Here is an 18,832-nt window from a genome sequence, read left to right as displayed (position 1 = left end):
AAACGGATCGCTTGGCGGTCATAGTTTGGATGTCTCGATGACTGTAAATTCCCTCAATCTCTCTGATCTTAAAGCCAAAACACCAAAAGACTTACTGTCTATGGCTGAAGAACTTGAGATCGAAAACGCGTCCACCATGCGCAAGGGTGAGATGATGTTCTCGATCCTCAAAGAGCGGGCTGAGGAAGATTGGGAAATCACCGGAAACGGTGTTTTAGAAGTTCTGCAAGACGGATTTGGTTTTTTGCGTTCTCCTGAGGCAAACTATCTGCCTGGGCCAGACGATATCTACGTTTCACCCGAAATCATCCGCCAATTTGGTATGCGCACTGGTGATACCGTCGAAGGTTTGATGCAATCGCCAAACGATAATGAGCGTTACTTTACGATGATCAGCATCACGCAGATCAACTTTGAAGAGCCTGAAAAAACCCGCCACAAAATCAACTTTGATAACCTGACACCGCTCTACCCTGAAGAGCGTTTGAACATGGAAATCCAAGATCCGACTTTAAAGGATCGCTCAGCTCGGATCATCGATCTTGTTGCGCCGATTGGTAAAGGTCAGCGGTCTTTGATTGTTGCGCCGCCGCGCACAGGTAAAACGGTTCTGCTGCAAAATATCGCGTCCTCTATCGGGATTAATCACCCTGAGTGTTATTTGATCGTGTTGTTGATCGATGAGCGCCCAGAAGAGGTGACAGATATGCAGCGGTCTGTGAATGGCGAAGTTATTTCGTCGACCTTTGATGAACCCGCATCCCGTCACGTTGCTGTCTGTGAAATGGTGATCGAGAAAGCCAAGCGTCTTGTGGAACACAAACGCGATGTTGTGATCTTGCTCGATTCTATTACCCGTTTAGGGCGTGCCTACAATACTGTAGTGCCGTCTTCGGGTAAGGTCTTGACCGGTGGTGTTGATGCCAATGCTCTACAACGTCCAAAACGCTTCTTTGGTGCTGCACGTAACATCGAAGAGGGTGGGTCTTTAACCATCATCGCCACGGCTTTGATCGATACAGGCTCGCGCATGGATGAGGTTATCTTTGAGGAATTCAAAGGCACGGGTAACTCTGAGATCGTTCTGGACCGGAAAGTGGCAGATAAACGCGTCTTCCCTGCGATGGACATTCTCAAATCAGGTACGCGTAAAGAAGAGCTTTTGGTGGATTCAAAAGACCTTCAGAAAACTTACTTGCTACGCCGTATTTTGAACCCGATGGGCACAACAGACGCGATCGAGTTCTTGATCTCCAAGCTCAAACAAACAAAATCTAATGCAGAATTCTTCGATTCGATGAACGCATAACATTTAATTATCAATGGGTTAGCCTATGGATACGATTTATGCTCTCGCATCCGCCCGCGGTAAAGCAGGCGTAGCAGTGGTCCGGATTTCCGGACCTCTTGCGTTTTGGGCTGTCGAAAAACTTACAGGGTCTATCCCGAAAGCACGCCATGCGTCGCTTCGTACGCTGAGGGATGATCAAGGCGATATTCTAGATAAAGCCTTGGTGATTTGCTTTGAAACTGACGCGTCCTTTACGGGCGAACAAAGCGCGGAACTGCAATTGCACGGCTCCATCGCCATCGTTAAATCTGTGCTGGAAGTGCTGTCAAAATTTGATGGGATGCGTATGGCGGATGCGGGCGAATTCACCCGTCGCGCGCTTGAAAATGAACGCCTAGACTTGGCTCAAGTCGAAGGTCTTTCAGACTTGATCGAATCTGAAACAGAGGCGCAGCGTAAACAAGCTATGCGAGTTTTGTCTGGTGCTTTGGGTGACAAGGCCTCTGGGTGGCGCACATCCTTGATCCGCGCGGCTGCTTTGATCGAAGCCACAATTGATTTTGCCGATGAAGAAGTCCCCGTTGATGTTTCGCCTGAGGTTCTTGAACTCTTAGCAGCTGTCATGCTGGAACTTGAAGCCGAAGTCTCCGGCGTGCGTATTTCAGAACGTATCCGTGAAGGGTTTGAGGTCGCTATCGTTGGTCCACCTAATGTCGGGAAATCCACTTTATTGAATGCTCTGGCAGGTCGAGAAGCTGCAATCACATCCGAAGTTGCGGGTACCACACGCGATGTTATTGAAGTGCGGATGGATTTAGTCGGATTGCCAGTGACTTTGCTTGATACTGCTGGGTTACGCGATACTACTGACGTTGTTGAAACAGTTGGCATTGCTCGTGCAAAAGAACGCGCAGAGGTTGCGGATTTGCGTGTGATCTTAATTCCATTCGCTGGCGCTAAGCCCGAGATCACACCAAAAGAGGGTGATCTTGTTGTGATCGGTAAAGATGATACTGGTGTAGAATCTGATTTGTCGGTGTCTGGTCAGTCAGGGCAGGGGGTCGATGCTTTGGTTGCATTCATCTCAAATCGCCTGTCCTCTATGGCTTCTGGAGCTTCGACTGCCACACGCGAGCGCCATAGAATTTCGATGATGACGGCTTTGTCCACTTTGGATTCGGCAAAAAATGAAGTACTGATGGGTGCAGAACGTGCTGAACTTGCAGCCGAGGATATGCGTACAGCGATTCGTGCTCTTGATGCTTTGGTAGGCCGTGTTGATGTTGAAAATCTTTTGGATGAGATTTTTTCAAGTTTTTGCATCGGTAAGTAACCGTAGACTTAAGGAATGTTTCACGTGAAACAACGAGATTTTGATGTCATTGTCGTTGGCGGCGGTCATGCCGGTGCTGATGCAGCTGCCGCAGCAGCGCGCACGGGTGCAAAAACAGCGCTTGTAACGCTAAAAATTGGAAACATTGGGGTTATGTCGTGTAATCCAGCTATTGGCGGGCTTGGAAAAGGTCATTTGGTGCGCGAAGTCGATGCACTTGATGGGGTTATGGCGCGTATAGCTGATAAGGCTGGCATCCAATATCGCTTACTCAATCGCCGCAAAGGTCCAGCGGTGCAGGGGCCTCGGGCACAAGCAGATCGAAAAATTTACCGCACTGAAATGTTGGCAGAGCTGTCTAACACACCAAACCTGTCGATCGTTGAAAGCGAAGTGACAGACCTTGTCATGGATGGTGCTCGCGTTTGTGGTGTTGTTCTTGGTGATGGTGCTACACTGGTTTCCGGTGCTGTTGTTTTGACCACTGGAACGTTTTTGAATGGGATCATACACATTGGCGATGTTCATCATTCAGGCGGGCGCATGGGAGATAAACCGTCCATTGCACTTGCGGATCGCTTATACGGATTTGGTCTTCCAATGGGTCGCCTTAAAACAGGCACTCCCCCACGTTTGAGCAGTAAAACGATCAATTGGGATATTCTCGAAGATCAACCTGGCGATGATGAACCGGTGATGTTTTCATTTTTGAACACTAAACCGCTTGCGCGTCAGGTGTCTTGTGGCATTACCCACACAAATGAAGCCACACACGACATTATTCGGTCAAACCTCGACAAATCCGCGATGTATGGCGGTCATATAGATGGTGTTGGCCCACGTTATTGTCCATCGATCGAAGATAAGGTTGTTCGTTTTTCTGATAAGACATCGCATCAAATTTTTCTTGAGCCGGAAGGACTTGACGATGATACTGTTTACCCAAACGGAATTTCAACTTCTTTACCCGTGGATGTTCAAGAAGCCTATGTGCAATCTATTGTCGGTCTAGAAAATGTTAAAATTCTTCAGCCAGGATATGCTATTGAATATGACTATGTTGATCCGAGAGCACTGCGCCCAACGTTAGAATTGCGTGATGTCCCAGGCTTATTTTTAGCTGGCCAGATTAACGGCACAACCGGATATGAAGAGGCCGCAGCGCAAGGCCTCGTCGCAGGCTTGAATGCTGCCAAGCTCTCTGCGGGTTCAGAGCAAGTGTTGTTCAGCCGGTCTCAATCCTATATCGGCGTAATGATAGACGATTTGATCACACGCGGTGTTTCTGAACCTTATCGCATGTTTACATCGCGTGCTGAGTTTCGCTTGACGTTGAGAGCCGATAACGCAGATCAGCGACTTACACCGTTAGGGATTGATCTGGGATTGATCAGTAACGATCGAAAACATGCCTTTCAGGACAAAATGGAATTATTGTCGTCCGCTAAATCATATCTTGAGAAGACAAAATTTCCACCCAAAGAAATGCAAAAAGCGGGTATAAAGGTCAGCTTTGATGGAAACCGACGCAGTGCTTTCGAAATTTTGTCTTTTCCAGATGTTAGCTTCTCCAATTTGATAATGCTGGATGCTTCCTTTGCTGATGTTCGCCCAGATATTCAAACGCAGCTGTCTTGTGATGCACTTTATGCCAATTATATTGAACGCCAGAATCGCGATGTTGAAAAGATGAGGCGAGACGAAGCCCATGAAATTCCTGATGATTTTGACTATAAGGATCTAAAAGGTCTTTCAAATGAACTCCGTTCAAAACTGGTTGTTGTACGCCCTCAGACTATTGGTCAGGCCTCTCGGGTCGAGGGTATGACACCAGCAGCCTGCACGCTTATTCTGGCGCGACTTCGTCAGATCAATCGCAAAAAGGTTTCTAACGAATGAGTACAGCAGATGATTTTGGACTGGATGTTTCACGTGAAACATTTGATCGCCTCTCAATATATGAGGTACTTCTCAAAAAATGGAATCCGGTGATTAATCTGGTTTCGAAGTCTTCAATCGCAGACCTTCGAAACAGGCATTTCATTGACTCGGCTCAAGTGTTTTCACTTATGCCTGAAGGTGTAAAAACTTGGGTTGATATAGGCTCGGGTGGAGGTTTTCCTGGTATGGTCTGCGCGATGATTTGCGCGGAAAAATCACCAAATACTGAATTTCATCTGGTTGAATCTGATATGCGAAAGGCGACGTTTTTGCGAAGCGTCGCACGAGAGGCTGCGGTACGTGTTCAAGTTCATTCTGAACGCATTGAAAAAATGGACTCTTTTGCCGCAGATGTTATGTCTGCGCGGGCTCTTGCCTCATTGGATAAACTTCTTGAATTCTCTGCGCCTCATTTGCAAAAAAATGGTGTAGCACTGTTTCCAAAAGGCGAGAACTACAAGTCTGAGTTTATAAAGGCTCAAGAAAATTGGCGGTTTGACTGTGAAGAGCACCAAAGTATAACAGGTTCAAATTCGGTCGTTTTGAAAATAGGAAATATACAACGTGTCTGATCCTACGCGCCCACAATCACCAAAAATTATAGCGGTTGCAAACCAAAAGGGTGGTGTTGGTAAAACCACAACAACTATCAACCTTGCTGCTGCTCTTGTCGAGTTAGGGATGCGCGTTTTGGTGGTGGATTTAGATCCTCAAGGTAACGCGTCGACAGGGCTTGGAGTTGAACCTGATCAGAGAGACCGAACCACCTATGATTTGATCATGGGGGATGTCGATTTGGCTGAAATCATTCAGTTATGTCATACTGAAGGTCTATATGTTACGCCTGCGACGATTGATTTATCGTCTGCTGATATCGAAATGGTTGCCAATGAAAAACGTAGTTTTTTGCTGCACGATGCTTTGCGTCAACATGCGATAGATGGATATGCTCTGGATTATATCCTGATCGATTGCCCTCCATCTTTAAGTTTGTTGACAGTAAATGCTATGGTTGCAGCGGATTCGGTGCTTGTACCTCTGCAAAGTGAATTTTTTGCGCTAGAGGGGCTGTCGCAATTGATGTTGACTGTGCGAGAGGTCCGGCAAACGGCCAATCCAACGCTTAGAATTGAGGGTGTGGTTTTGACAATGTATGATCAAAGGAACAACCTTTCACGTCAAGTCGAGCAAGATGCCCGTGATAATTTGCAAGATTTGGTATTTGAGACGGTGATCCCGCGAAATGTACGGATCAGTGAAGCGCCCTCTTATGCTTTGTCTGTTTTGGACTATGATACAAATTCAAAAGGCAGCCAGGCCTATCGTGCTTTGGCGGTCGAATTGCTGAGTAAACGGAGTTAATGGCATGTCCCAATCACCCAAAAAATTAAATAAACCACGCGGTTTGGGTAGAGGACTTTCGGCCCTGATGGCAGATATTCCCAACGATCCCGTTGTTGTCGATAGTGAAAGTGGTGCGCGCCGCGCAGATATGATTGTGCCGATCGAGTGTGTCGAGCCTAATCCAGACCAGCCGCGTCGTCAATTTGTTCAAGAGGATTTGGATGATCTTGCCAATTCTATTCGTGAGAAAGGTGTTATCCAACCTCTGATCGTTCGTCCGAGCCCTCGAGTCGACGGAAATTTTGAAATTGTCGCTGGCGAGCGTCGCTGGCGAGCGTCTCAGTTGGCTAAGCGTCATGATATTCCTATTATTGTGCGCGAATATGATGATATCGAAGTGCTTGAAGTCGCTATCATCGAGAATATTCAGCGTGCAGATCTGAATTCGATTGAGGAGGCTGCCGGCTATAAGCAGTTGATGGAAAAATTTGGTCATACTCAGGAAAAGCTTGCCGAAGCTTTGGGTAAAAGTCGCAGTCATATCGCGAATTTGATGCGTCTTTTGCAGTTGCCTGATGACGTACAGAATTTTGTTGTGTCTGGTGATTTATCTGCTGGACATGCACGCGCTTTAATCACCTCAGAAAACCCGTCTGATTTGGCGCGTATTGCGGTCAAAAAAGGCCTGTCTGTTCGGGATACTGAGAAGCTTGCGAAGCAGGAAAAGTCGCCGTCAGCACCAAAGGCCCGCGCCACTAAGCCTGCCAGTGAAAAAGACGCCGACACGCGAGCACTTGAAGGAGACCTATCTGCCGCCATTGGGATGAGCATCAGTATTGCGCATAAACCTGGAACTGAGAGTGGCATATTATCTATATCATACAAAGACTTAGATGATTTAGATGCGTTGTGCCAAATTCTGTCGCGCGGCCTTTAAGGGTTAAGGAATAAGCTCTCGCAAAATAGCGTTTAACAGCGGGCGACCTTTTGGAGTAACCGAAAGGTGCCCGTTTTCTGTAGTGATCAAGCCATCCTCACTCAAATATTTGTTTTGAATTATAAAAGGGTGCCCTTGTAGAGCTGACGCACGCTCAAGATCAATGCCTTCAGAGAGGCGAAGACCCATCAATAAAAACTCTGTCAGCTGTTCATCTGCAGGAAGTCTGGTACAGGTGCCTTCGCCAGAACCCGTTTTGCGAACTTTTTCAAGCCAAAGGGCAGGGGATAGCGGTGTATCTGTTGCATATCTTTGGCCGTCTATGGTGAGGCGGCCATGTGCACCGGGCCCGATACCCGCGTAATCGCCATATCGCCAATAGATTTCATTGTGGCGACTTTCAGAACCTTTTTGAGCATGATTAGAGACTTCATAGGCACGCATACCCGCTGCGTCGCAAATTTCTTGCGTGGCGAAATACATGTCTGTCGCGGTGTCTTCTGTCGGTAGGCCGCTTAACTTACCGCGGCTGTAGCGATCACCAAAAGCTGTACCTTCTTCGATTGTGAGCTGATACAGCGATAGGTGATCGACGGCCATATCGAGTGCTTCTTTGAGTTCGATTTTCCAATCATCCAAGGTTTGCTGCTGGCGAGCGTAAATTAGATCAAAGCTAATGCGATCAAATGAATCTCTTGCGATATCAAATGCTTTACGTGCATCTTCGACAGAATGAAGTCGTCCCAAAGCTTTAAGGTCATTTTCGTGAAGGGATTGAATGCCCATAGATAGGCGATTGACGCCAGCATCGCGATAGCCGCGAAAGCGTCCAGCCTCAACTGAGGTGGGATTTGCCTCTAGTGAAATTTCGCAATCATTTGCCAGCGTCCAACGGCTTTGAATGTGCTCCAATATCGCTGCAATCAATTCGGGAGACATAAGTGAAGGTGTGCCGCCGCCAAAAAATACAGAATTGAGTAACCTACCATGGGTTAGGGTCGCAACTCGGTCAATTTCTGACAGATACGCAATTTGCCAGTCGGCCTCGTTTATCGTGTTTGAAACATGCGAGTTGAAATCACAATATGGGCACTTTGCTTTGCAAAACGGCCAGTGAATATAGAGGCCAAAGCCACCGTTTTGCCAATCTTCCATGACTACCCTTTAAACGCTGTCACTTCGATTTCGATCAGCATTTCAGGCTTGATCAAATCAGCGACAACCATTGTTGCGGCGGGACGAATATCGCCCAAAACTTCACCAAGTACTGGAACAACGTCACCAACCAGTGAGGCGTCGGTGATGGTGTATTGTACACGCACGATGTCAGTCATTTGAAAGTCTGCTTCAATCAATGTCTTGGCGATTGTCGCAAAACAGTTTCGCGCTTGGTCAGCTATGGACGCGGGCATTTCCATCGTGGTGTAATCGTATCCTGTTGTGCCAGAAACAAAACACCAGTCGCCCTGAACAACAGCGCGGGAATAGCCCATGGTTTTTTCAAAATCTGAACCGGACGAAATTAAGACACGTTTGCTCATTTTTTAAAATCCTTGAACGGGCCCGCGACGAATTTAGCGAAAGCATCCGCGCGATGGCTCATGTCTTGCTTTTTAACGGGGTCCATTTCGCCAAAGGTGATGTCGTAGCCAGAGGGGATAAACATGGGATCAAAGCCAAAGCCTTTATCGCCGCGCATAGGCCACACAAGGCGCCCCTCAACTTTGCCCTCAAACACTTCATCGTGGCCATCTGGCCAAGCAAGACAAAGGGTGCAACAAAACTGTGCAAGCCGTGGCTTAGCAGCATTTTTGTCTTCAAGCTGATCCCAGACTTTTTTCATAGCCATCGGATAATCGCGACCGTTGGGGGTTTCGGCCCAATCGGCGGTGTAAACGCCAGGCTCGCCATCAAGCGCGTCGACCATAATACCGCTGTCATCCGACAATGCGGGCAGACCGCTTTTTTGTGCAGCATAATGGGCCTTGATGCGGGCATTGCCAGCAAAGGTGCTCTCGGTTTCCTCGGGTTCATCAAACCCAAGGTCACCAGCAGAAACCACTTCGACGCCAAAGGGCGCTAGCAGAGCGGAAATTTCGATCAGCTTACCTTTGTTGTGTGAGGCGAGGACGATCTTTTTGCCATCAAATGCGCGCATTATGCCACCGCTGCGTTTTGTGCGGCGACCAGTTCGGCAACGCCTTTTTCAGCCAAATCAAGCAGTTCATTCATTTGACTACGCGAATAAGTAGACCCTTCGGCACTCATCTGGGTTTCAACCATTTGACCATTGGCAAGCATAATAAAGTTGCCATCAACACCGGCTTCTGAATCCTCAGGGTAGTCGAGATCTAGGATGGGCTGGCCAGCGTAGATGCCACAGGATACGGCCGCGACATTGGACATCAAAGGATCTGTGGTAATGTCACCTGCTTTGATCAACTTGTTCACAGCCAAACGCAATGCAACCCAACCACCAGTGATCGAGGCGCAGCGCGTGCCGCCGTCAGCTTGGATCACGTCACAATCGATGGTGATCTGACGTTCACCCAAAGCCACACGATCAACGCCAGCCCGTAAAGAGCGGCCAATCAGACGTTGAATTTCAACAGTGCGGCCGCCTTGTTTGCCTGATGCGGCTTCGCGGCGCATGCGTGATGTGGTCGAACGGGGCAACATGCCGTATTCTGCGGTGACCCAGCCTTGGCCAGAGTTGCGCATAAATGGCGGCACGCGTGGTTCAAGTGTCGCAGTACACAAGACATGCGTGTCACCACAGCGGATCATGCAAGACCCTTCGGCATGTTTGGTTACGCCTGTTTCGATGGAAATTTCGCGCATTTGGTCTAGTGATCTACCGGAAGGTCGCATAATTTGTCCTTTGACTGATGTTTGAACTGACATAGCCAAGTGTAGGCAATCGGTGCAAGTGTCATTGACCCTTATGCTGCATGTCTTTTAACTGCAAACAGATCTAAATTTTGGCGGACCTATGTCAGAGCGCACCAGTTTGATAACCGAAATGAACGACAGATCGCGCGAAGTCTTTCGCAAAGTGGTCGAGGGCTATCTTGAAAGCGGTGATCCTGTGGGCTCGCGCAGCCTAACGCGGACGATGAACGAAAAGGTGTCGGCCGCGACGATCCGAAATGTAATGTCAGATCTTGAGTACCTTGGCTTGCTTGATAGTCCACATACATCAGCGGGGCGTATGCCGACGCAGCTTGGATTGCGGATGTTTGTCGATGGGCTGTTAGAGGTCGGTAAAGTCGATCAATCGGACCGCGACAAAATCGAAGAGACGGTAAACCCAGATCAAAATGATGTCGGCGCGACGCTGGACCGTGTTGGGTCAGTGTTGTCGGGCATCACTCACGGTGCCAGTTTGGTTTTGACGCCAAAACATGAAGCGCCCGTTAAACATATCGACTTTGTTAGTCTTGATCCCTCGCGTGCGTTGGTTGTTTTGGTTTTTGCCGATGGTCATGTTGAAAATCGTGTGTTCACACCGCCAGTTGGTCAAACCGCGGCATCGATGCGAGAGGCTGCGAATTTCTTAAACGCGCTGGCTCAGGGCAAAACCCTGTCAGAGTTGCGCCGCAGTGTTGAGATTGAAATTAAATCGCGCAGGCAAGAATTGGATACATTGGCGGCAGAGCTGATTGAAAACGGCGATGCGTTTTGGGAAGGCGAGGGTCCGCAAAACGAACGCTTGATCGTGCGCGGGCGGTCAAATTTGCTAGGAACTGGCGCAGATGACGGTGACCTGTTGCGCATTCGTAGCCTGTTTGATGACTTGGAGCAAAAGCGGGATATTGCCGAATTCTTGGAATTAACCGAAGATGGTGACGGTGTGCGCATTTTTATTGGCTCTGAGAACAAACTTTTCTCTCTTTCGGGTTCCTCTTTGGTGGTTTCTCCTTATATGAACGCAGAACGAAAAATTATTGGTGCCGTTGGCGTCATTGGGCCGACCCGTTTGAATTATGGGCGGATCGTCCCAATTGTCGATTATACGGCACAGCTTGTTGGCAAAATTCTGTCCAGTAAGTCTTAAAAGGTGAAACATGACGGATTCGAACAAAGACCTGAACGCTGAATTCGATATGGAGGTTGATGATCCCATCGATTTCCTTGGCGAAGACACAAGCGAAGAAGAAATCGAAAAGTTGCGCGCTGAGCGTGACGAGATGCGAGACCGCTTTATGCGGGCTATGGCAGATGCCGAAAACTTGCGTAAACGCGGCGAGCGTGATCGTAAAGACGCGGAAAACTACGGTGGCTCAAAGCTTGCACGAGATATGCTGCCTGTGTTCGACAATCTCAAGCGTGCGGTTGATACGATCACCGACGAGCAACGTGAAGCACAAGCCGCGCTGATCGAAGGTATCGAGCTGACCATGCGCGAGCTTTTGAACGTGTTTAAAAAGCACGGCATCGATGCCCTTGCGCCAGAAGTTGGCGATAAGTTTGATCCGAACATTCACGAGGCTATGTTCGAAGCTGCGCTACCTGGCACAAAAGCAGGCGACATCATTCAGGTGATGAATGTTGGCTTTATGATCCACGATCGCTTGTTGCGTCCTGCGCAAGTTGGTGTGAGTTCTACACCCGCTTAAACGACCGCGAGCGATTTGAGTTCGTATAGCAATTGCAGCGCCTCTCGGGGTGTCAGCTCGTCGGGAAGTATCTCGGCGAGCTTTTCTTCAACCTCACTTGGACCTGTTTGTATTGGCGCGGGTGTCGGGGCTGGATTGATTGAAAACAGTGGTAAATCATCGATGATTGCCTTCGGAGAGGTTTTGGTATCAGAATCTCCGTTTTCCAAAGCTTGCAAAACAATGCGCGCGCGTTCCACAACAGCGTGGGGCAGCCCTGCAAGCTTGGCGACCTGTACGCCGTAAGATCGATCAGCCTTGCCCTTTATGACCTCGTGCAAGAAAATCACATCGCCGTCCCATTCTTTAACCGCAACGGTGGCATTGTCTGCGCCACTCAGCTTGTCGGATAGTGCAGTCATTTCGTGGTAATGGGTCGCAAACAATGCGCGGGATTTATTGACGTCATGCAGGTGCTCTAAAGTGGCCCAAGCGATAGACAATCCGTCATAGGTTGCGGTGCCGCGGCCAATTTCATCCAAAATCACCAAAGCACGGTCGTCAGCTTGGTTTAAAATGGCGGCGGTTTCCACCATTTCGACCATGAACGTGGACCGTCCACGGGCCAGATCGTCCGAAGCCCCCACACGTGAAAACAGCTGCGACACGATACCGATATGAGCAAAGGTTGCGGGCACAAATGAACCCATCTGTGCAATCAACGCGATCAGTGCGTTTTGACGTAAAAATGTCGATTTACCGGCCATGTTTGGACCCGTCAAAAGCCAAATTGCAGCCCCATCATGTCCATCAGTTAGGCGGCAATCATTGGCGACAAATTGGGACTGGCCCTGCTTGCGCAGGGCACGCTCGACAACAGGGTGACGCCCCCCTTGAATATCAAAAGATCGACCTGAATCCACCTTAGGGCGCGTCCAGTTCTCGCCAACAGCAAGATCAGCCAATGCCGTGACAAGATCAAATTCGGCCAAAGCGCGCGAGGCATCAGCAATGCGCGGCGCTACGGATAAAATAGCGTCGCGCAATGTGGCAAACAGACGTTTTTCAATCTCAAGTGCGCGGCCGCCTGCGTTGTGGATTTTGGTTTCCAACTCGCTGAGTTCCAGTGTGGTGAACCGCACTTGGCTGGCCGTGGTTTGACGATGGATAAAGGTTTCGTTCAGTGGTTCGGACAACATTTTTTCGGCATGTGTCGCGGTACATTCGATGAAGTAGCCCAGCACATTATTGTGCTTTACTTTGAGCGATTGAATGCCTGTCGTTTCCGCATACTGCATCTGCAAAGAGGCGATCACACCGCGACCTTGGTCGCGCAATGTGCGGCATTCATCAAGTTCGGCGTCATAGCCTTCGGCGATAAATCCACCATCACGTGCAAGTAGGGGCGGCTCGGCCACAAGTGCATCTTCCAGCAGGTCAATTGTCTGATCGTGCCCTTGTAAAATATCCATGTTTTGCTGGAATAGGGTCGGTATTTGACTCGCATCCATCGATTGAGAAATAGTAAGTGCTTGGGTCAAGCCGCTGCGAATTGCGGTTAAATCACGTGGTCCGGCCCGATCCAAGCCAAGACGTGACAGACTGCGTTCCATGTCAGGCACCTTACGCAACACATCGCGCAGCGCATCAGCTTGCTGACGGTTTGTAATTGAAAACTCGATCGCATCTAGGCGCGCTTGGATTACGGACACATCGCGCGATGGACTGGATAACCGCCGTTCCAGTAATCTGCCACCCGCAGCGGTCACGGTGCGATCCATAGCAGCTATAAGCGACCCTTCGCGTCCGCCAGATAGGGCGTGAGTGATCTCCAAATTGCGTCGCGTTGCGGCATCGATCTGCATTGCGCCGCCAGTATTTTCACGTAAGGGTGGGCGAACCAAAGGCAGTTTGCCTTTTTGAGTGATTTCCAAATAATCGATGATCGCACCCATGGCAGAGATTTCTGCCAAACCAAAGGGTGCGAAAGAATCTAAACTTGAGACGCCAAACAGATCTTGCAAGCGTTTTGCGGCCGATGTGCTATCAAAAGAACTGCGCGACAAGGCTGTGGTTGCCGCATCAAAATCAGGGACTAATTCGGCCCAATTTGATGGATTTGCTTCTGACACGATCATCTCAGAGGGGTTTAACCGCGCCAATTCTGGCGCAAGGCGGATCAACGGGCAGGGCATCACGTGAAACGCACCTGTTGAAATATCGACCCATGCCAAAGCGCCCTCGTCACGCACCTCGGCGAAGGCCGCGAGAAAGTTGTGACGGCGCGCTTCCAGCAGACTGTCTTCGGTTAATGTGCCGGGGGTGACAAGTCGCACCACATCACGTTTTACAACGGATTTAGCACCACGCTTTTTGGCCTCGGCTGGGCTTTCCAGCTGTTCACATACGGCGACGCGGAATCCCTTGCGGATCAACGTATGAAAGTAGTTTTCTGCCGCATGCACAGGCACGCCGCACATGGGAATGTCATCGCCATCATGTTTGCCACGTTTGGTCAAAGCAATATCGAGCGCTTGTGCTGCGGCAATCGCGTCGTCAAAGAACATCTCGTAAAAGTCGCCCATGCGGTAAAACAGCAGAGCGTCGCGGTGACGCGATTTTATTTCGAGGAACTGCGCCATCATTGGTGTCACGGTAGATTTTTCTGCGGCCACGTAGGAATTCCTCGGATTAAGTTGCGGCCCCAATTTAGCGTCCGCACTGGCAGCGTAAAGGGCACATGCGTTCTTTTGTTGAGTGAGGGCGCATGGATCGTTAATAAGGTCAGACTGGCAAAAAGGAGGCCCCCGAAATGCCCAAACCTAAACATACCCGCGAAGAAGCATTGGCGTTCCATATGGACCCGCGCCCCGGAAAGTTCGACATTACGCCGAGTGTTCCGATGACCACGCAACGCGATCTATCTTTGGCTTATTCGCCCGGTGTTGCCGTGCCTTGCGAGGAGATCGCAGCAAATCCTGAGACGGCCTATGATTACACCAACAAAGGCAATCTTGTTGCGGTTATTTCCAATGGCACTGCTGTGCTGGGTCTCGGGAACCTTGGTGCGCTTGCGTCCAAGCCAGTGATGGAAGGTAAATCTGTTTTATTCAAACGCTTCGCGGATGTGAATTCGATCGATATCGAGTTGGACACAGAAGATCCCGAACAGATTATTCAAGCCGTGAAATTGATGGGGCCTACCTTTGGCGGGATCAATCTGGAAGATATCAAAGCCCCTGAATGTTTCATCATTGAGCAACGCCTCAAGGAAGAAATGGACATCCCAGTGTTTCACGATGATCAGCACGGCACGGCTGTGATCTGCGCGGCAGGCCTGATCAATGCTTTACATATTTCCGGCAAAAAGATCGAAGACTGTCGTATCGTTTTGAATGGTGCAGGTGCCGCTGGGATTGCTTGTTTGGAACTGATCAAATCCATGGGCGCGCAGCATGACAATTGTATCATGTGCGACACCAAAGGCGTTATTTATCAAGGCCGCACCGAGGGTATGAACCAATGGAAATCGGCGCATGCCGCAAAAACAGATGCGCGGACATTGGAAGAGGCAATGCAGGACGCAGATGTGTTTTTGGGTGTCTCTGCCAAGGGGGCTGTGACCGGAGATATGGTGGCCTCAATGGCGCCAAACCCTGTGATTTTTGCCATGGCAAACCCTGATCCAGAAATCACCCCAGAAGATGCACACGCCGTGCGTGAAGACGCTATCGTGGCCACGGGGCGCTCTGATTACCCGAACCAAGTGAACAACGTTTTGGGGTTCCCGTATCTGTTCCGCGGTGCATTAGATATTCACGCGCGCGCGATCAATGATGAGATGAAAATCGCCTGTGCCCGCGCCTTGGCGGAACTTGCCCGCGAAGACGTGCCTGACGAAGTTGCTTTGGCTTACGGGCAAAAACTATCGTTCGGGCGGGATTACATTATTCCGACGCCGTTTGATCCGCGCTTGATTTACACCATTCCTCCTGCTGTTGCGAAAGCAGGCATGGACACAGGCGTGGCGCGTCGCCCGATTGTCGACATGGCGGGGTATGAGCACGATCTTAAGGCGCGCATGGACCCAACAGCGCAAATTTTGCAAGGGTTGTATGCACGTGCACGGCAAGCGCAGGCGACGATGGTCTTTGCCGAGGGCGATGACGCGCGTGTTTTGCGGGCGGCTGTGGCTTATCAACGCGGCGGCTTTGGGCGTGCTTTGGTTGTTGGTCGTGAAGAAGACGTGAAACAGATGCTGAAGGAAGAAGGGCTGACAGACACAGCGACTGAGCTTGAGATCATCAACGCCGCTAATACTGAACATTTGGGCACGTATAAGTCATTTTTGTACAATCGTCTGCAACGTTCAGGCCATGATCAAAAAGACATCCACCGTTTAGCGGCTCGTGATCGTCATGCGTTTTCTGCGCTGATGTTGGCTCATGGCCATGCCGATGGCTTGGTAACTGGGGCGACGCGCAAATCTGCTCATGTATTAGACCGGATCAATTCCGTCTTTGATGCCACGGCTGCAGATGGGGCCGTGGGGGTCACGGCGCTTTTGCATAAAGGTCGCATCGTCTTTATTTCGGACACTTTGGTGCATGAGTGGCCTGATGAAAACGATCTTGCTGATATCGCAGAGGCAGCCGCGCGGGTGGCGCGCGCGATGGGAATCGAGCCTCGTGTGGCTTTCGCGTCGTTTTCAACTTTTGGATATCCAGTGTCCGAGCGTGCTAATAAAATGCACTTGGCGCCAAAAGTATTGGATGGCCGTGGTGTTGATTTCGAATATGAAGGTGAGATGGCTGTTGATGTCGCGCTTAATCCTGAAGCGATGGCAAACTATCCGTTCTGCCGCTTGACAGGGCCAGCCAATGTTTTGGTGGTTCCAGCACGTCATTCGGCGTCAATTTCGGTGAAACTGATGCAAGAAATGGCAGGCGCGACTGTTATCGGTCCTATTTTGACAGGGGTTGATAAGCCTATTCAGGTCTGCTCGACGGTTTCTACTGTTAATGATATCCTGAACATGGCAATTTTGGCCGCGTGTAAAGTCGGACAAGTAAGCTAGCAAAAACAGGGAAGTGCATGACAATTTTCAATCTTGGGTCAGTGAATATCGACCGGTTCTATGCACTTCCCCATCTACCTCAGCCAGGTGAAACTCTGAGTGCTTCGAATTATTCTGTTGGCTTGGGTGGTAAGGGTGTAAATCAATCCGTGGCCGCTGCGCGGGCAGGGGCAAAGGTGCATCATATTGGCGCCATTGGACAATCAGACAACTGGGTGCGGGAACGGATCGAAAGCTATGGCGTCGATTGTACCTATTTGCGCGCATTGAGTGGCAACACTGGGCACGCGATTATCTATGTTGATGCGGCAGCTGAAAACACTATCGTTTTGGACGCAGGCACCAATGCGCAACAAGACGGTGGCAGTATTGCCAAGGCGATAGAACTGGCAAAACCTGACGATACGCTTCTGTTGCAAAATGAAACTAACCTACAGTCTCAGACGGCGAAATTGGCTTTGGATAAAGGGCTACGCGTGATTTATTCAGCGGCACCTTTTTCTATCGAAGCGGTCAAGCAGGTGTTGCCGCATGTATCGATATTGGTGATGAATGAGGTCGAGGCTGAGCAGTTGTGTGGCGAAATGGGGGTTACGTTAGACAAAATTCCTGTGCCGCAGGTTTTGGTTACTTTAGGGGCAAAGGGTGCCATGTGGCGATCCAATAAAACGGGTGAGGTGATTGAAGTGACTGCGCCTAAAGTAACAGCTGTTGATACGACCGCAGCAGGCGACACTTTTGCTGGATATTTTGCATCTGGGCTGGATTTGAGTCTGTCGATACGAGAATCTATGGAATGGGCGACGCAGGCCGCGGCTTTAAAAGTCACGCGTCACGGTACCGCGGATGCGATTCCGACAGCGGCAGAGGTTGCTGCAGTTTAGTTAATTGAAGCATGCAACACAGCATTAAAAAAAGGGACGCAATTTGCGCCCCTTTTTCAATTCATATGTCTTAATGATTATTTGAAGCGACGATTGCGAGCCGCCAAAAGTTTCAAGCGCAAGGCGTTGAGCTGGATAAAGCCAGCCGCATCTTTTTGGTCGTATGCGCCAGCATCGTCTTCAAACGTCACATGAGCTTCTGAATACAGCGAGTGGTCAGATGCACGGGCTACAGTGAATACGGACCCTTTGTAGAGCTTCAATGTCACGGTACCTGTCACGTGTTCTTGTGATTTGTCGATCGCTGCCTGCAGCATTTCGCGTTCCGGCGAGTACCAGAAACCGTTGTAGATCAGCTCAGCGTAGCGTGGCATCAGGCTGTCTTTGAGGTGACCAGAACCGCTGTCGAGTGTGATTTGTTCGATGCCGCGGTGGGCTTCCAGCAAGATCGTGCCGCCTGGTGTTTCGTAAACGCCGCGGGATTTCATGCCCACGAAGCGGTTTTCAACAAAGTCCAAACGACCGATTCCGTGTTTGCGGCCATATTCGTTGAGCGTTTCCAAAACTGTCGCTGGGCTTAAGGCTTCGCCATTTATGGAAACGGCGTCGCCTTTCTCAAACCCAACTTCGATGAACTCAGGCGTGTCTGGCGCATCTTCTGGATTCACAGTGCGTTGGTGCACGTATTCTGGTGCGATCTCGGCTGGATCTTCCAGAACTTTGCCCTCGGATGAGGTGTGCAGCATGTTCGCGTCGACAGAAAACGGCGCTTCGCCACGTTTGTCTTTGGCAACTGGGATTTGGTGCTGTTCCGCAAATTCCAGCAAACGTGTGCGCGATGACAGATCCCATTCACGCCAAGGGGCGATCACTTTGATTTCTGGGTTCAACGCATAGGCTGCCAATTCAAAACGCACTTGGTCGTTGCCTTTGCCTGTCGCACCATGTGCCACGGCATCCGCGCCAGTCATTTCAGCGATCTCGACAAGACGTTTAGAAATCAACGGACGTGCGATAGATGTGCCAAGCAGGTATTGGCCCTCATAGATCGCATTCGCGCGGAACATTGGGAATACGAAATCACGTACAAATTCTTCGCGCACATCTTCGATAAAGATGTTTTCAGACTTGATGCCAAGCAGTTCAGCTTTCGCGCGAGCCGGTTCAAGTTCCTCACCTTGACCCAAATCGGCGGTAAAGGTGACTACTTCGCAACCGTATTCGGTTTGAAGCCATTTCAAAATGATCGATGTATCAAGACCGCCTGAATAGGCGAGGACGACTTTTTTTGGCGCGGACATTGGCTTTTTCCTTTTGCGGATATCGCTTGGGCGATTACCGAGTTTTTGCGCGAAGGGCAAGGTTTCACGCTCTGAATGCTTTTTGTTTGCGCGTAAAAGCCCTAAGTGTTGCCTAATACATTTGGG

General features: G+C 49.8%; 16 protein-coding genes. 10 read left to right on the top strand and 6 right to left on the bottom strand.

Features of this window, described 5'->3' with window-relative positions:
• Positions 1 to 37 precede the first annotated feature (37 nt).
• From rho to KO503_RS08665, 6 genes are read left to right on the top strand one after another with little or no spacing between them, the layout of a single operon-like run.
• Complete coding sequence (gene rho, locus KO503_RS08690) at positions 38 to 1,309, top strand: transcription termination factor Rho (RefSeq protein ID WP_215991152.1); 1,272 nt, start codon at positions 38 to 40, stop codon at positions 1,307 to 1,309.
• A 25-nt stretch (positions 1,310 to 1,334) separates the two neighbouring features.
• Positions 1,335 to 2,624, top strand: a complete 1,290-nt coding sequence (gene mnmE / locus KO503_RS08685; RefSeq protein WP_215991151.1) for a tRNA uridine-5-carboxymethylaminomethyl(34) synthesis GTPase MnmE — start codon at positions 1,335 to 1,337, stop codon at positions 2,622 to 2,624.
• Between the two features lie 15 nt (positions 2,625 to 2,639).
• The gene (gene mnmG, locus KO503_RS08680; protein ID WP_215991150.1) at positions 2,640 to 4,523 is read left to right on the top strand and encodes a tRNA uridine-5-carboxymethylaminomethyl(34) synthesis enzyme MnmG; all 1,884 of its coding nucleotides are present in this window, start codon (positions 2,640 to 2,642) and stop codon (positions 4,521 to 4,523) included.
• Complete coding sequence (gene rsmG, locus KO503_RS08675; protein ID WP_215991149.1) at positions 4,520 to 5,137, top strand: 16S rRNA (guanine(527)-N(7))-methyltransferase RsmG; 618 nt, start codon at positions 4,520 to 4,522, stop codon at positions 5,135 to 5,137. Before mnmG ends, rsmG begins: the two co-directional genes overlap by 4 nt.
• Positions 5,130 to 5,927: a ParA family protein gene (locus tag KO503_RS08670; RefSeq protein WP_215991148.1), complete on the top strand. Its 798-nt coding sequence runs from the start codon at positions 5,130 to 5,132 to the stop codon at positions 5,925 to 5,927. The genes rsmG and KO503_RS08670 overlap by 8 nt, the downstream gene beginning before the upstream one ends.
• A gap of 4 nt (positions 5,928 to 5,931) precedes the next feature.
• Positions 5,932 to 6,846 carry a ParB/RepB/Spo0J family partition protein gene (locus KO503_RS08665; RefSeq protein WP_215991147.1) on the top strand — a complete coding sequence of 305 codons (915 nt, stop codon included), beginning with the start codon at positions 5,932 to 5,934 and terminating at the stop codon, positions 6,844 to 6,846.
• 3 nt (positions 6,847 to 6,849) lie between these two features.
• On the opposite strand, the gene hemW is transcribed toward KO503_RS08665, so the two are convergent.
• Genes hemW through rph form a run of 4 tightly spaced genes read right to left on the bottom strand, consistent with a single transcriptional unit; the run spans position 6,850 to position 9,717 of the window.
• A complete protein-coding gene (hemW, locus tag KO503_RS08660; protein ID WP_215991146.1) occupies positions 6,850 to 8,001 on the bottom strand; it encodes a radical SAM family heme chaperone HemW in 1,152 nt (383 codons plus the stop codon).
• 2 nt (positions 8,002 to 8,003) lie between these two features.
• Positions 8,004 to 8,387 (bottom strand): RidA family protein, encoded by a 384-nt coding sequence (locus KO503_RS08655; RefSeq protein WP_215991145.1) that lies wholly within the window; start codon positions 8,385 to 8,387, stop codon positions 8,004 to 8,006.
• On the bottom strand, positions 8,384 to 9,004 hold the full coding sequence (gene rdgB, locus KO503_RS08650; RefSeq protein WP_215991144.1) for an RdgB/HAM1 family non-canonical purine NTP pyrophosphatase: 621 nt from the start codon (positions 9,002 to 9,004) through the stop codon (positions 8,384 to 8,386). Before rdgB ends, KO503_RS08655 begins: the two co-directional genes overlap by 4 nt.
• Positions 9,004 to 9,717 (bottom strand): ribonuclease PH, encoded by a 714-nt coding sequence (gene rph, locus KO503_RS08645; RefSeq protein WP_215991143.1) that lies wholly within the window; start codon positions 9,715 to 9,717, stop codon positions 9,004 to 9,006. Before rph ends, rdgB begins: the two co-directional genes overlap by 1 nt.
• Before the next feature lie 121 nt (positions 9,718 to 9,838).
• On the opposite strand from rph, the gene hrcA reads away from it, so the two are divergent.
• Both hrcA and KO503_RS08635 read left to right on the top strand, forming a co-directional pair.
• Positions 9,839 to 10,903, top strand: coding sequence for a heat-inducible transcriptional repressor HrcA (gene hrcA / locus KO503_RS08640; protein WP_215991142.1), 1,065 nt, complete (start codon positions 9,839 to 9,841; stop codon positions 10,901 to 10,903).
• 49 nt (positions 10,904 to 10,952) lie between these two features.
• Positions 10,953 to 11,465: a nucleotide exchange factor GrpE gene (locus tag KO503_RS08635; RefSeq protein ID WP_252731014.1), complete on the top strand. Its 513-nt coding sequence runs from the start codon at positions 10,953 to 10,955 to the stop codon at positions 11,463 to 11,465.
• Here KO503_RS08635 and mutS read toward each other — a convergent pair.
• The gene (gene mutS, locus KO503_RS08630; protein WP_215991196.1) at positions 11,462 to 14,089 is read right to left on the bottom strand and encodes a DNA mismatch repair protein MutS; all 2,628 of its coding nucleotides are present in this window, start codon (positions 14,087 to 14,089) and stop codon (positions 11,462 to 11,464) included. The two genes, KO503_RS08635 and mutS, sit on opposite strands and share 4 nt — an antisense overlap.
• Before the next feature lie 167 nt (positions 14,090 to 14,256).
• Between mutS and KO503_RS08625 the strand changes: the two genes are divergently transcribed.
• Both KO503_RS08625 and KO503_RS08620 read left to right on the top strand, forming a co-directional pair.
• Positions 14,257 to 16,521, top strand: coding sequence for an NADP-dependent malic enzyme (locus KO503_RS08625; RefSeq protein ID WP_215991140.1), 2,265 nt, complete (start codon positions 14,257 to 14,259; stop codon positions 16,519 to 16,521).
• 17 nt (positions 16,522 to 16,538) lie between these two features.
• Positions 16,539 to 17,405, top strand: a complete 867-nt coding sequence (locus KO503_RS08620) for a ribokinase (protein ID WP_215991139.1) — start codon at positions 16,539 to 16,541, stop codon at positions 17,403 to 17,405.
• 77 nt (positions 17,406 to 17,482) lie between these two features.
• On the opposite strand, the gene KO503_RS08615 is transcribed toward KO503_RS08620, so the two are convergent.
• On the bottom strand, positions 17,483 to 18,706 hold the full coding sequence (locus KO503_RS08615) for an argininosuccinate synthase (protein WP_215991138.1): 1,224 nt from the start codon (positions 18,704 to 18,706) through the stop codon (positions 17,483 to 17,485).
• Positions 18,707 to 18,832: the final 126 nt, after the last annotated feature.

It is taken from the genome of Pacificibacter marinus, from assembly GCF_018860505.1.
Classification (GTDB): Bacteria; Pseudomonadota; Alphaproteobacteria; order Rhodobacterales; family Rhodobacteraceae; genus Celeribacter; species Celeribacter marinus_B.
Note: the sequence above shows the minus strand (reverse complement) of the source record. Positions and strands in the feature narration are given on the sequence as shown.